Origin of the sequence: Nitrosomonas sp., assembly GCF_019752415.1 — a bacterium.
GTDB lineage: Bacteria > Pseudomonadota > Gammaproteobacteria > Burkholderiales > Nitrosomonadaceae > Nitrosomonas.
Genome location: NZ_JAIEME010000010.1, coordinates 17,778 through 31,612 on the forward strand (window position 1 = coordinate 17,778; position 13,835 = coordinate 31,612).

General features: G+C 47.3%; 12 protein-coding genes. All 12 read right to left on the bottom strand.

Annotation, left to right across the window (positions count from 1 at the left end; all coding sequences use genetic code 11):
• Window positions 1-9 precede the first annotated feature (9 nt).
• Genes K2P83_RS02100 through ftsL form a run of 12 tightly spaced genes read right to left on the bottom strand, consistent with a single transcriptional unit; the run spans window position 10 to window position 13,835 of the window.
• Window positions 10-786, bottom strand: coding sequence for a cell division protein FtsQ/DivIB (locus tag K2P83_RS02100; RefSeq protein ID WP_292926221.1), 777 nt, complete (start codon window positions 784-786; stop codon window positions 10-12).
• Window positions 776-1,693 carry a D-alanine--D-alanine ligase gene (locus K2P83_RS02105; RefSeq protein WP_292926222.1) on the bottom strand — a complete coding sequence of 306 codons (918 nt, stop codon included), beginning with the start codon at window positions 1,691-1,693 and terminating at the stop codon, window positions 776-778. Before K2P83_RS02105 ends, K2P83_RS02100 begins: the two co-directional genes overlap by 11 nt.
• On the bottom strand, window positions 1,693-2,649 hold the full coding sequence (murB, locus tag K2P83_RS02110) for a UDP-N-acetylmuramate dehydrogenase (RefSeq protein ID WP_292926223.1): 957 nt from the start codon (window positions 2,647-2,649) through the stop codon (window positions 1,693-1,695). The genes K2P83_RS02105 and murB overlap by 1 nt, the downstream gene beginning before the upstream one ends.
• A gap of 46 nt (window positions 2,650-2,695) precedes the next feature.
• On the bottom strand, window positions 2,696-4,123 hold the full coding sequence (gene murC / locus K2P83_RS02115) for a UDP-N-acetylmuramate--L-alanine ligase (protein ID WP_292926224.1): 1,428 nt from the start codon (window positions 4,121-4,123) through the stop codon (window positions 2,696-2,698).
• Window positions 4,113-5,204, bottom strand: coding sequence for an undecaprenyldiphospho-muramoylpentapeptide beta-N-acetylglucosaminyltransferase (gene murG, locus K2P83_RS02120; protein WP_292926225.1), 1,092 nt, complete (start codon window positions 5,202-5,204; stop codon window positions 4,113-4,115). Before murG ends, murC begins: the two co-directional genes overlap by 11 nt.
• Complete coding sequence (gene ftsW, locus K2P83_RS02125) at window positions 5,201-6,361, bottom strand: putative lipid II flippase FtsW (protein ID WP_292926226.1); 1,161 nt, start codon at window positions 6,359-6,361, stop codon at window positions 5,201-5,203. The genes murG and ftsW overlap by 4 nt, the downstream gene beginning before the upstream one ends.
• Before the next feature lie 3 nt (window positions 6,362-6,364).
• Complete coding sequence (gene murD / locus K2P83_RS02130; RefSeq protein ID WP_292926227.1) at window positions 6,365-7,780, bottom strand: UDP-N-acetylmuramoyl-L-alanine--D-glutamate ligase; 1,416 nt, start codon at window positions 7,778-7,780, stop codon at window positions 6,365-6,367.
• Window positions 7,777-8,862, bottom strand: coding sequence for a phospho-N-acetylmuramoyl-pentapeptide-transferase (gene mraY, locus K2P83_RS02135; RefSeq protein ID WP_292926228.1), 1,086 nt, complete (start codon window positions 8,860-8,862; stop codon window positions 7,777-7,779). Before mraY ends, murD begins: the two co-directional genes overlap by 4 nt.
• Window positions 8,853-10,256: a UDP-N-acetylmuramoyl-tripeptide--D-alanyl-D-alanine ligase gene (murF, locus tag K2P83_RS02140; protein WP_292926229.1), complete on the bottom strand. Its 1,404-nt coding sequence runs from the start codon at window positions 10,254-10,256 to the stop codon at window positions 8,853-8,855. The genes mraY and murF overlap by 10 nt, the downstream gene beginning before the upstream one ends.
• 2 nt (window positions 10,257-10,258) lie before the next feature.
• The gene (locus K2P83_RS02145; protein ID WP_292926230.1) at window positions 10,259-11,800 is read right to left on the bottom strand and encodes a UDP-N-acetylmuramoyl-L-alanyl-D-glutamate--2,6-diaminopimelate ligase; all 1,542 of its coding nucleotides are present in this window, start codon (window positions 11,798-11,800) and stop codon (window positions 10,259-10,261) included.
• A gap of 5 nt (window positions 11,801-11,805) precedes the next feature.
• A complete protein-coding gene (locus K2P83_RS02150; protein WP_292926231.1) occupies window positions 11,806-13,536 on the bottom strand; it encodes a penicillin-binding transpeptidase domain-containing protein in 1,731 nt (576 codons plus the stop codon).
• Window positions 13,533-13,835 carry a cell division protein FtsL gene (ftsL, locus tag K2P83_RS02155; RefSeq protein ID WP_292926232.1) on the bottom strand — a complete coding sequence of 101 codons (303 nt, stop codon included), beginning with the start codon at window positions 13,833-13,835 and terminating at the stop codon, window positions 13,533-13,535. Before ftsL ends, K2P83_RS02150 begins: the two co-directional genes overlap by 4 nt.

A 13,835-nucleotide genomic window follows, 5' to 3' on the forward strand; every position in this document is an offset into this window, starting at 1 on the left:
TCCCTGGTCTCACGTTTCTCTCCTCGTGCCGGATTTACGTGGTACATGCTGCATTACTTCAGGCATGCGAATAGCAAAACCATTTGGATAACGCAAATCGACATATGCCAACGGTTCTTGTTGATTTAGTCGAGCAATACTGTGGTTATATACTGAAACATAGCGGGTAAGTCTTTCCTCTATCTCATTTCGCCCTAACTCCAGTATTGTTCCGGTGTTTAGTTGAATACGCCAAGCATAGCGTGGGGTCAGGTTTATCTCCGCAATATGCTGTTGTAATGGCACCAGTATTTTATTGAAACGCGCATATTGCAGCGCGACTTCGTACGCACTGGCTTCATTGGGCCCGGTAAAAACAGGCAGATCCATTTCTACGCTAACCCGGAATACTTCGCCGTAAGTATTGACCAGTGCATGACTTCCCCAGTAGGCCAATGCCTGATGTTCTTCCAGTATTACATTCAGACCATTGGGCCATTTTCTGTTTACCCTGGCTTCACGAACCCAGGGTAATTTTATAAATGCTTCTCGCACGGCAGTTAGATTGACCGAAATAAAGTTTCCTTCCATTTCGTTTCTTACAAGTTGCTCGATCTGCTCATGAGTAATATTGTGTAACTCCGTATCATTTCTCTCTGTACCCTGAACAGCCTGCACATTAATTTCTTTAATGGGGAATAAGGGCGGCTTGATAAGCTGCAAACTGATTGCATACAACACTGCCATCGCCACTAAAGCAAATAGTATCTTTGCTAACAAATCCAAAGCGTGATGGTTATTCCACATGAGATAAATCCAATATTCTCAAAACCAGATCCTCAAACGAAATTCCAGCCGTCCTGGCTGCCATCGGTACCAGACTATGGCTAGTCATTCCAGGCGAAGTGTTCGCCTCGAGAAAATAAAATTGATTGGTTTGACTCAAGATCAAATCAACTCTTCCCCAACCCTGGCAACCCAACACCTGATAAGCCCGCAATGCTTGACTCTGGATTATCGATTCCAATTCATCCGGTAAACCGCTTGGGCAGAAGTATTTCGTCTCATTCGAGAAATACTTGGCTTGATAATCATAAAGCTCACCGGCAATTTCAATTTTCACGACTGGCAGTGGTGTTTCTCCCAGAATAGCAACCGTCAATTCCGTTCCTGCAATGAATTCTTCAGCGAGTACCAAAGCATCATGTTGTGCGGCCAATTGATACGCTGCTGCCAAATCCTGCTGGTGATGCACTTTACTCAAACCAATCGTGGATCCTTCCCGCGCTGGTTTAACAATCAGCGGTAATCCCAAGGTTTCAGCGACTTGTTCAAAATTACTGTCAGCTTGCAACAATTCATAGCGCGGCGATTGGATACCCGTTGCCTGCCAGATCAATTTGGTGCGCCATTTATCCATAGCGAGCGCGCTGGCCATTACACCACTGCCGGTATAAGGCAATCCCAGCCATTCCAGCACGCCCTGGATTGTGCCATCTTCACCAAAACGTCCGTGCAGCGCGATAAATGTTCTATTGAATCCTTGATGTAAAAGTTCTTCCAGTGCTTGCTCTGCCGGATCAAATGGATAAGCATCGACACCACCTCTACGCAGTGCATCTAGAACAGCTTGCCCGCTTTGCAGTGATATTTCACGCTCTGCAGAACGGCCGCCGAGTAGAACAGCTACTTTGCCGAAGTTATGCGTTATCACTACGTAAGTCTCCTGGCATCGCCGATGATCCGGACTTCCTGGTGCAACTCGATAGCCGTTGCTTTTTTAACCCTGCTTTGCACCATCAGGATCAAGGCTTCAATATCCGTAGCTGTGGCGGTGCCGGTATTGACAATGAAATTGGCATGTTTGGGTGAAACCATGGCACCGCCGATACTACATCCCTTCAAACCACAGGCTTCAATTAAACGCGCTGCATAATCCCCCGGGGGGTTGCGGAATACTGAACCTGCGTTCGGTTGATTGAGTGGTTGACTGTCGACGCGTTGCGCCAGCAGTTGCTTAATGCGTTGCCGCGATTCTGTCTGTTCCCCATGCGGCAATCTGAGATACCCGCCGACAAACCATTCTGGCTCAATCGTGCTGGTCAATTCGTGTTGTAGTGCTACGCTGCGATAGCCAATCGTGTACTCACTCTGTTGGCGAATAAATACGTGTCCGCTGCGATTAATAATCTGTGGTTGAGCAACAATTTCCCAAATCTCCGATCCATAGCATCCTGCATTCATTGCCAGCGCCCCGCCTATTGTGCCCGGTATGCCGGCGAGAAATTCTGCACCAGCCAGATTATGCCTGGCGGCAAATCGTGCAATCTTTGCACAGGCCACACCGGCACTTGCATAAATGAGACCGCCGGACTCATTCTCCTCAATCAATCGTAAATCATTCAATTGTGCATGAAGTGCTATCACCGTACTGCGTAAACCACCGTCCCTAACCAGCAGATTGCTGCCCAATCCGATGACGACAATGGATTCATGAGGTGATTCCTGCAGGAAATTTGCAAAATCGTCCAGATCAGCCGGCACGTAATAATGGTCTGCATGTCCCCCAGCACGCCAGGAAGTATGTTTGCTCATGGGTTCAGCAGTACGCATTAGACCACGCAGAGCAGGCATGCTCGCATCACCGGTCAATAGATCGTTTACTGACATAGCAAATCTTGTATTTGTTGACAAACCGCGCATTCCCCATTGATTCTCAGTATTCATAACCATTAACAACAATCAACTTGTTCTTCAGTTGGGCGATATGCGGCGCTATTTTTGCCACAGAACCGGCCCCCATCACCAGCACAACGTCACCATCTTGCACAACATCAAGAATGGCTTTAGATAAGTCATCCACTTCCTCAATATAAATGGGTTCCACTTTTCCTTGCACGCGGATGGCGCGTGCCAATGATTTACTATCCGCTGCAACGATAGGATCTTCACCTGCCGGATAAACTTCTGTGAGTAACAACACATCAACTGGTGATAAAACCCGGGCAAAACCCTCGAATGCATCCCGGGTACGTGTGTAGCGATGCGGTTGAAATGCCACTACCAATCGCCGGCCAGGAAAGGCACCGCGAGCCGCTTTGATGGTTGCTTCCATTTCAGCCGGATGATGACCATAGTCATCAACAAGCGCAAAGCTCTTCTGCGCGGAGAAATTAATTTCTCCGTATTGCTGAAATCGCCTTTCCACCCCGCTGAATTCTAATAGTGCCTTGATAATCGCCACATCCGGAACACCAATCTCGTTGGCAACCGCAATCGCCGCCAGTGCATTCTGTATATTGTGTAAGCCGGGTAAATTCAGGATGATCTCCAGTTGACGGGCTGAGCCATTAACACCGACCACGGCAGTGAACTTCATCTGATGATTTGCATACTGAATATCGATGGCGCGAACTTGCGCATCTTCGGACAATCCATACGTGGTAATAGGTTTCGTAATAGCCGGCAGCACGTCACGCACATTGGCATCATCCACACACACCACGGCCATTCCGTAAAAGGGCAGATGCTGTACAAACTCTACAAATGTTTGCTTTAAGCGGTTGAAATCATGGCCATAAGTTTCCATATGATCTTCATCGATATTTGTCACTACGGTCAGAATTGGTTGCAAATACAAAAATGAAGCATCCGATTCATCTGCTTCGACAACAATGAATTCACCACTTCCCAGTTTCGCATGACAGCCCGCCGCTTCCAGTTTTCCACCGATAACAAAAGTGGGGTCCATATCTGCTGCTGCCAGTATGCTGGCAATCAAACTGGTGGTGGTAGTCTTGCCGTGCGTGCCGGCAATTGCTATGCCGCTGCGTAATCTGAGCAATTCTGCCAGCATTAATGCACGCGGCACAACCGGAATATTCTTGTTTTTGGCTGCGATCACTTCAGGATTGTCCGGCTTGACCGCGGTCGAAATAACTACCACGTCGGCGCCGACTATCTGTTGGCTAGTATGACCGGCATAGACCTTTATACCCAGCTTGGCCAAGCGCTGAGTTACCTGGTTGTTCATCAGATCTGAGCCGCTTACCTGATAACCCAGATTAACGAACACTTCAGCAATGCCGCTCATCCCCGCGCCACCGATACCGACAAAATGAATGTGTTTAACTTTATGTTTCATGCAGCGCTCCACTCAGTTCAATACAGGCCTCGGCCACGATTCGGGTTGCTTCCGGTTTTGCCTGACTACGCGCAGCTATTGCCATACCGAGCAATTTTTCCCGTGTCAAATTTGCCAGCAATTCAGCCAGTTTCTGCGCAGTCAATTCACTTTGTGGTAATAACACGGCAGCGCCATTGCTAGAAAGAAATCTGGCATTACTGGTCTGATGGTCATCCACCGCATGCGGATACGGCACCAGTATGCTGGCGACGCCTGCTGCGCTTAATTCCGCAATAGTCAGTGCGCCGGCACGGCACAATACCAAATCACAGGCGGCGTAGCGTATTGCCATGTCATCGATAAATGCGATCACTTCTCCGTCCAGCTGTAGTTCTTCATAAGCCTTTTTAACGGTTTCCAGATTTGCGGTACCCGCTTGCTGCACCACCGCCGGACGCTGATTCTCCGATATTAATTTAAGCGCTTGCGGCACAAGGGTATTCAAGATTTGCGCACCCAGACTGCCGCCTACGACAAGCAAATTCAATTTTCCTTGCCGACCGAGGAAGCGTTTTTCAGGCGTTTCTATTTGTGCTATCTCTGAACGTACTGGATTCCCAGAACATACTGTTTTTTCTTGATCAGCCTGAATGGCATCCGGAAATCCGAGAAAAATTTTATCCGCTAGCTTCGCCAGAACTTTATTGGTTAACCCCGCTACCGAGTTCTGTTCATGAATCACCAATGGCTTATTTAACAGTGATGCCATCATGCCACCAGGGAATGCAGGATAACCGCCCATGCCCAGAACCACATCAGGCTTCACGCGGTGAATAATCCGGACACTCTGCCAGAACGCTTTAAGCAAATGTAGCGGTAGCATCAACCAGGCGATCAATCGCTTACCCCGTAACCCGGAAAAACTAATCACTTCGGTTTCATAGCCATGCTGTGGCACCAACTTTAGCTCCATTCCTGCTTCAGTTCCTAGCCAAACGACGCGCCATCCGGTTTGCTGGAGATAATCAGCCACTGCCAATCCCGGAAACACATGTCCGCCGGTGCCGCCTGCCATAATCAGAATGGTAGGCGCGCTCATACGTTTAGCCCCCGCAACCGCTGCCGGTTTTCCCAGTCAATCCGTAGTATTACTGCTAATGCAATACAATTTGCCGTGATACTGCTGCCACCAAAACTTAGCAACGGTAGTGTTAACCCTTTGGTGGGTAAAACGCCCATATTAACGCCCATATTGATTAATGCCTGTACACCGATCCAGATACCAACCCCTTGCGCTACTAATGCCGAGAAAGGATTACCCAATTTTGCCGCCAACCTGCCGATGACAAAAGCGCGCATAATTAGCCAGACAAACAATAGGATAACTGCAGCTACTCCAACAAACCCAAGTTCCTCAGCCAACACAGAAAGTAAGAAATCAGTGTGCGCTTCAGGCAAATAGAAGAGTTTCTCGACACTGCCTCCCAAACCGACACCAAACCATTCGCCGCGTCCAAATGCGATGAGCGCGTGGCTCAACTGATAGCCTTTTCCATACGGATCCGCCCAGGGATCCATAAATGCGACCACTCGAGCCATCCGGTATTCCGAGCTCAAAATTAGTTCGTACAAACCAATGGCCAGAATACCAATTAGCGCAATGAATATTTTTAAACTGACGCCCCCCAGAAACAGGATAGACATAACCAGTGCGGTTACTACAAAAAATGCGCCGAAATCAGGCTCCAGTAACAATAAAAATCCCACGATGGATAGAACTACTGTGATTGGAAGAAACCCTTTCAGGAAAGAATTTAAATCGCCCGCTTTGCGACTAACATAGTCAGCGGTATATAAGACCATAAAAAGTTTCACAAACTCAGAGGGTTGAATATTCACTACATAAAGTGAAATCCAGCGCTGACTCCCATTCACTTCATGACCGATACCGGGAATCAAAACCAGTGCCAGCATCAGGACACTGATCATGAACACATAGGTGACATATTTCTGCCATATCCGCATAGGCACCTGAAAGGTAACCAATCCCAACAGCAATCCGATAGCCAGATAAGCGCTGTGCCGTAATAAATAATAACCGGCACGGTCGGCACCAAACTGCGCTTCTGCAATCGCAATGGAAGCTGAATAAATCATGATCAATCCAATACTCAACAACAGCACAACCGACCACACCAGTGCCTGATCGAAATCGGCCAGAACCCTTTGCTTCTGATTGTTTGCTTGATAGATCATCAGTTAATGTTTTTTCTGTCCAAAACTAAAGAATTTGTTTTCAATATCTCTGACGGCTGCAACAAATACTTCTGCGCGGTGTATATGATTTCTAAACATATCGAAGCTGGCGCAAGCGGGGGATAGCAATACCACATCTCCCGCTTGCGCAAGCAAAAAGCTTTTTTGCATAGCTTCTTCCATCGTTACTACAAAATGCAAAGGCACACCGCAATCTTTCAATTCGTCAGCAATGATTCCCGCATCACGACCAATTAGCACCACTGCCCGGGCATTATTGGCAACCGCCTGTTTCATAAGTGAGAAATCTTGTCCCTTTCCATCACCGCCGGCAATCAATATGACATTCTGCTTCATGCCGTTAAGTGCTGCCACCGTTGCACCGACATTCGTACTTTTCGAATCATCATAGAAAGTAACGCCGTTAAACGCAGCAACCTTTTCCATCCGGTGCGGTAAACCACGAAATTCCCGTAGCGCTGACAACAGCGGCTCCATGGATGTGCCTAATGCGCGACACATGGCCAATGCTGCTAGTGCATTGATAGCATTATGCAACCCATTGACAACCAGCTCGGAGGTTTTCATTAATTGTAAATCCCCTTCCATCAGCCACAAATCATCCCCATCGTGCATGATGCCAAAATCTTTTTGCGTAGGGGACTCATCCAAACCAAAAGTGATTTGCTTCCTGCTCGCCAATGCCATGGCACAGACACCCGGATCATTCCGGTTTAGTATCTGTATACCTTCATTACTCTTTTCATGTAAAAAAACTCTTGCTTTTGCCGCTACATAATCTTGCATACTGGTATAGCGATCTAAATGATCTTCACTCAAATTGAGTACTGTAGCTACATCTGCGTTCAGATTATGGGTCGTTTCCAATTGAAAGCTGGATGTTTCCAGAACCCAGGCTTGTGGCCAATTACCCGCATCTATTTGCTGCATGAGTGCATTTAAAACGGCGGGGCCAATATTGCCCGCCACTTCAACGTTCCAGCCTGATTTCTTCAACATAGCGCCAACCATTGCGGTTACTGTTGTCTTGCCATTCGATCCCGTAATAGCGATAACCTTAGGCTTTGGCATACCGCTTTGCTCAAGCGCCCAGGTAAAAAGAACCATGTCACCGATCACTGGTATTCCACGCTGTATGGCTTGTTGCACAAAAGGATCCGCCAACGGGACACCTGGACTCATTGCAATCATTTCGATGTCATCAAAAACTTTGTCTTCAAATTTTCCTTTGTACACCTTTATAGCTGGATGTGTTTCCATGATTTCTTTCCAGTGCGGCGGTTCCAGCCGGCTATCTGCTGCACGTACGGTTGCACCCTGGCGCACTAGCCATTTCACCATGGACAGGCCCGTTTCGCCCATTCCTAACACTAGTACTGTTTTATCTTGCAAAATCATCTTAATTTTAATGTTGATAATCCAATTAACACCAGGATGATGGTAATAATCCAGAATCTGACCACCACCTGATTTTCTTTCCAGCCTTTTAATTCAAAATGATGATGCAGTGGCGCCATGCGAAAAACACGTTTGCCCAGTAATTTGAATGATGCTACCTGCAACATCACAGACAGCGCTTCCACCACAAAAACACCACCCATAATTACCAGCACAATCTCCTGGCGGACTATCACGGTGACGATTCCCAATGCAGCACCCAAAGCCAGTGCACCCACATCACCCATAAATACTTCAGCGGGATAGGCGTTAAACCACAGAAAGGCAAGCCCAGCGCCTGCCATGGCACCACAAAATACGGATAATTCTCCTGCATTGGGGATATAGGGAATTCCCAGATACTTTGCAAATACGACATGCCCTGCCACATAGGCAAAAACAGCCAGTGCGCTGCTGATCATGACAGTCGGCATAATCGCTAAACCATCCAACCCATCGGTAAGATTTACTGCATTGCTGGTGCCGACAATAACAAAATAGGTCAATATCACAAAGCCAGTGACTCCCAATGGAATCGCTACTTCCTTGAAGAATGGTACGATCATGTCCGTTTGTGCCGGCACTTCTGCAATCGAAACCAGATATAGTGCAACAATAATGGCAATCAGCGATTGCCAAAAGAATTTGACACCTGCAGAGAGCCCCTTTGGGTTGCGGTAGACTACTTTCCGATAATCGTCTACCCAACCAATTGCACCAAATCCCAGAGTAGTCAGCAACACTACCCAGATGTATTGATTGCTTAAGTCAGCCCACAATAAGGTGGTGAGTACAATTGACATCACTATCAAGGCACCGCCCATCGTCGGTGTACCCACTTTCACAAGATGCGTTTGCGGACCATCATCACGTACGGATTGGCCAATTTTGTAGGCGGTCAGCTTGCGTATCATCACCGGGCCGATGATGAAAGAAATAATCAATGCAGTCAGAGCAGCCAGCATAGTGCGTAAGGTAATATAACTAAATACATTAAAAGCACGGATATCCTGAGCCAACCATTGGGAAAGCGTTAGCAGCATGGAATCCTCATGGGTTGTTCCAGTTGTCGGACCACTCGTTCCATATGCATAAAGCGCGATCCTTTCACCAACAGGGTGACATCATCGGCAAGCAAACTTTCGGTTGCATTGAGCAATTCGTCGATGGTGTTAAAATGTTGCGCACCTTTTCCAAATTCTTCTGTTGCGTAAGCGCTGAGTTCACCCAAAGTCAGCAATTGATCAAGCCCTGCATTGCGCGCATCTCTTCCAATCGTACGATGTAAATCAATGGCTGATTTGCCCAATTCGCCCATATCGCCGAGCACCAGTATTTTTTTCCCTACAGCTGCAGCCAGAACAGCCAGAGCAGCACGCACCGACTCTGGATTTGCGTTGTATGTATCGTCGATTAATAGTGCATGATGTAACCCCAGCTTTTTTTGCATCCGCCCTTGCACACTCCGAAATTGCTCCAATCCTGCTGCAATCATTTCTTTACTGATGCCCAATGCGGTCGCTGCGGCGGCTGCCGCAAGTGCGTTATAGACGTTATGCACACCTGGCGCCTGTAACTTTAATTCGACGACGCCATCCGGCAATTTCAGCCGGATTTTGTTGACCAGTAAATCAATTTGATACTCGGCGCTTACCTGCGCTTTTTTCCGCAAACCAAAATCGACTATTTTACGTGTACCGGCACATTCACGCCACAATGTCGCATACTTGTCATCCGCATTAATAACAATTGCTCCTTGCTGATCGAGCCCGGTAAATATTTCAGCTTTGGCACGTGCTACTGCTTCAACCGAACCTAATCCTTCAATATGCGCAGCGCCTGCATTGGTAATCAGTGCTATGCTAGGTTTTACCAGCTGTGTCAAATAGGCAATTTCCCCAACATGATTCATGCCCATTTCAATCACTGCATAACGATGCTGCTGCCGCAGCCGCAATAGCATTTGTGGCACACCAATGTCATTATTGAGATTACCTTCGGTTGCCAATACATAATCCGTCTGCGCATTGACTTCCGCTTTGCCAGTAGCTGTCGCCTGACGTAATATCGCTGCAAGCATTTCTTTGACTGTAGTCTTGCCGTTACTGCCTGTGATTCCAATTACCGGTAGCGCAAAACGGCTTCTCCAGTGCGCCGCCAATTGCCCCAACCCCAATCGCGCATCTTTGACACGAATCAGGGGTAATCCGGCGGGCAGGTCATTGTCGTCAATCGCTTGTTGGATCATCGCGGCAATGGCGCCTTTCTCCTTAGCGCTGCTAACAAATTTGCTGCCATCAAATCTTTCTCCGGTTAAAGCGACGAACAAGTCACTCTCCCTAAGCGTGCGGCTATCTGTGCTCACTCCGGTGAATAGCACATCCTTTCCGCGCCAGTCGGCGTGCAATACGTCAGCAGCTTCCTTAACCGTCATCATGATCACACTCGCACTTTCATCGCCAAATCCTTCAACACTTGTTGCACAACCTTCATATCATTAAAAGGAATTTTCTGTCCTTGTATTTCCTGAAATTTTTCATGGCCTTTACCTGCAATCAGAACAATATCGCCGGGTTGGGCATTATCGATGGCCTGATAAATTGCTAACGCCCGGTCGGCTTCTATTTGATAGCTCTTTTTGCTTGCTCCAGCAACAATATCTTGAATAATGCTCAAGGGATTTTCCGTACGCGGATTGTCACTGGTGAAAATGACCTCATCCGCCAGGCGCGTAGCCACTTCACCGACCATTACGCGCTTGCCTTTGTCGCGATCACCGCCGCAGCCTACGACACAAAACAAACGCGCATTTTGCCCGGCTGTTCCTTTCTTTTGACTGGCGGTGCGTGAAAGCTCACGCAGTGTGCACAGCACTTTCTCCAATGCATCCGGGGTATGCGCGTAATCCACGATAATAATAGGTTGACCAACCCCTTCATATTTCTCCATCCGGCCCGGAATAGGTTGTACGCTTTGAAGTGAACGGACTGCATCCGGTAAACGAATTCCACTTGCCAACAAAGTTGCAACGACAGCCAGCAAGTTTGATGCATTGAATTTACCTAGCAAACCAATTCTCAAATGTTCGTGATTATCCTCAAACTCAATATCAAACTCCATACCCGCGATATCCACTTTGAGATTTGAGCCATAGATCATTTTGAATTGATTAGAATAACGTTCTTCTGGAAAATGAAATCCATAACCTATTGTTATTACAGACTTATTAGCGAGCTGTCGCGATAACTCAACACCCAGTACATCATCCATATTGATGACCGCATACTTTAATTCCGGCCAAAAAAACAAACGCGCCTTAGCAGCTGCGTAAGTATCCATATCCTGATGATAATCCAGGTGATCACGCGATAAATTGGTAAGCACGGCAATAGAGAACGTTGTTCCGTTGAGTCTCCCTTGCACCAAGCCATGCGAAGATACTTCCATTGCTACACTCTGTGCACCCCGTTCGAGAAATTTTGCCAGCGAGCGTTGCAACAGCGTGGCTTCAGACGTTGTATTTTCACTCGCCTCTAATTCGCTACCAAAACCATTTCCCAATGTTCCCAGTACGGCCGTTTTCTTGCCTAAACTTGTCATGGCTTGTGCGTACCAGTGACTGCAGGATGTTTTTCCGTTGGTTCCAGTAATCCCGACCACCCATAATTTTTGTGAGGGATTACCATAAACACTACTGGCTATCAGTCCTGCTTTTGCTCGCAATTCATTGATCGCCAACGCGGGAATATGCCATTCCGGATTCCATGAAAAATTTTGTGGATCCCAGAGAACGGCATTGGCCCCGGCTGCGATTGCTTGCGGGATAAATTTACGCCCGTCAGTGACTTCACCCGCGTAGGCTAGAAACGTATCTCCGCGTTTTACCAGGCGGCTATCCGTGACGAGATTCTCAATAGGAACCCCGATCTCATCCAGAAGATGATTATCAAATAATTTTGATGCTTTCTTTTTGACGGTCATCAAACTCATCCTTCTTCATCCATCTCGGGTGTTGCCGTAAAGGTAATCACATTATTGGCGGGCGCATCGGGTGGAATATTCATAATGCGTAATGCGCCGGACATTATCTTGTTGAAGACAGGCGCAGCCACAGCACCTCCAAAATATTTTCCTGCGGAGGGCTCATCAATCATCACCGCGATGATTAAGCGTGGATTTGATGCAGGCGCATAGCCCACAAAAGTTGAAATATAGCGTTTATTGGCATACTGACCATCGATCAGTTTATGTGCCGTTCCCGTTTTACCGGCGACGCGGTAGCCACTAATTTGCGCCAATGGTGCTGTGCCGCCGGGCTTGGTTGCCATCTCCAACATATTGCTCATTGCCAATGCAGTATGACGTGAGATCACGCGTTGCCCCATGACGGGCATCGTTTGCTTCAACAATGAGATTGGTTTTAATTCGCCGCCGCTGGTAAAGATTGTATAGGCGCGCGCTAATTGCATCAGACTGGTTGAAATGCCGTGTCCATATGACATAGTGGCTTGTTCAATCGTGCGCCATTTATTATAGGGTCGCAGTATTCCGCTGGCTTCTCCGGGAAAACCTGAGTTCGTCAGCATGCCAAACCCGGAGCGATTAAACATCTCCCACATCGTTTGCGACTCAAGTGACAAAGCTATTTTTGCTGTCCCGACATTACTCGACTGTTGGATTACCTCGGCAACTGTCAATTCTCCCTTATTATTGACATCGCGGATGGTTTTTCTGCCTACTTGCAGCGTTCCTGGTGATGTCTGCATGACCGTATCCGCATTCACTTTTCCTACTTCCATCGCGATTGCTACAGTAAATGGTTTTAGCGTGGACCCAGGCTCGAAAGTATCAATCAGTGCACGATTGCGAAGTCTTTCATTATTGATCGTTGATCTTCGGTTTGGGTTATAAGCCGGTAAATTGGTCAACGCCAGAATTTCTCCCGTCTGCGCATCCAGTACAACAACGCTGCCAGCCTTGGCTTTATTGGCATTTACCGCGTCTTTTAGTTCGACATGCGCGCGATACTGAATTCTTCTATCGATTGACAAAACCAGATCTTGACCCGGTTTGGGCGGGCGGATATTTTCAATATCTTCGATGATTCGCCCTTTGTTATCCTTGATAACACGACGGCTACCCAAAGCACCGGCAAGTGATTCCTGCCAACCGCGTTCGACACCTTCTTGACCTTCATCGTTAATATCAGTAAAACCCAGGACATGCGCGGCAAACTCACTTTCAGGATAGTATCGCTTGGATTCACTGGTTAAAAAAATACCCGGAATCTTTAACTTCATGATCTTCTCGGCGGCATCCGGAACCACTTGCCGTTTTAGATAAACAAATCGGCTGTTTTCTCTTTTAATCCGGTGATCTATCTCGGCCACACTAATTTCAAGTAAACCGGCTAATTGTTTTAGCTGCTCGGGGGTGATCTTTACTACTTTCGGATCGGCATATACCGATGCGATCGGTGAGCTGATCGCAAGGATTTGTCCATTCCGGTCTGTGATCATTCCCCGGTCTGCATTCATTTCTATAACCCGGCTATAGCGCAATTCTCCTTTTTGTTGCAAAAAATCATGGTGCATTCCCTGCAAGTAGGCTGCGCGCCCTGCCAAACTGACTAAACCCAGCACCAATAAAGTGAGCAATAGGAATGAGCGCCATGCCGATAATTTGATTTGCGGTATCTCGGGTTTTATTTTTATCATGGTTCAATGCCTTTCGGAGTTAATCGTTCCTCTGCATTGCTGATCGAAACAATTTGTATACTGGAGGTTGCGGGCACTGTCATATTCAGATTCTCTTTCGCAATCTGCTCGATGCGTCCGTGCATGATTAATGTGCTTTGCTCCAGTTGCAATCTTCCCCATTCCACGTCCAGTTTTCGCTCTATTCCTTTTTCGTTCTCCAGTGCCATAAAAAGCTTGCGGGCTGTATGTTGCGAGGTCACTATGCCCAGTGCGCAAGCAATCACTACAAAAATAAAGAAAATGTTCAGTTTGAACAT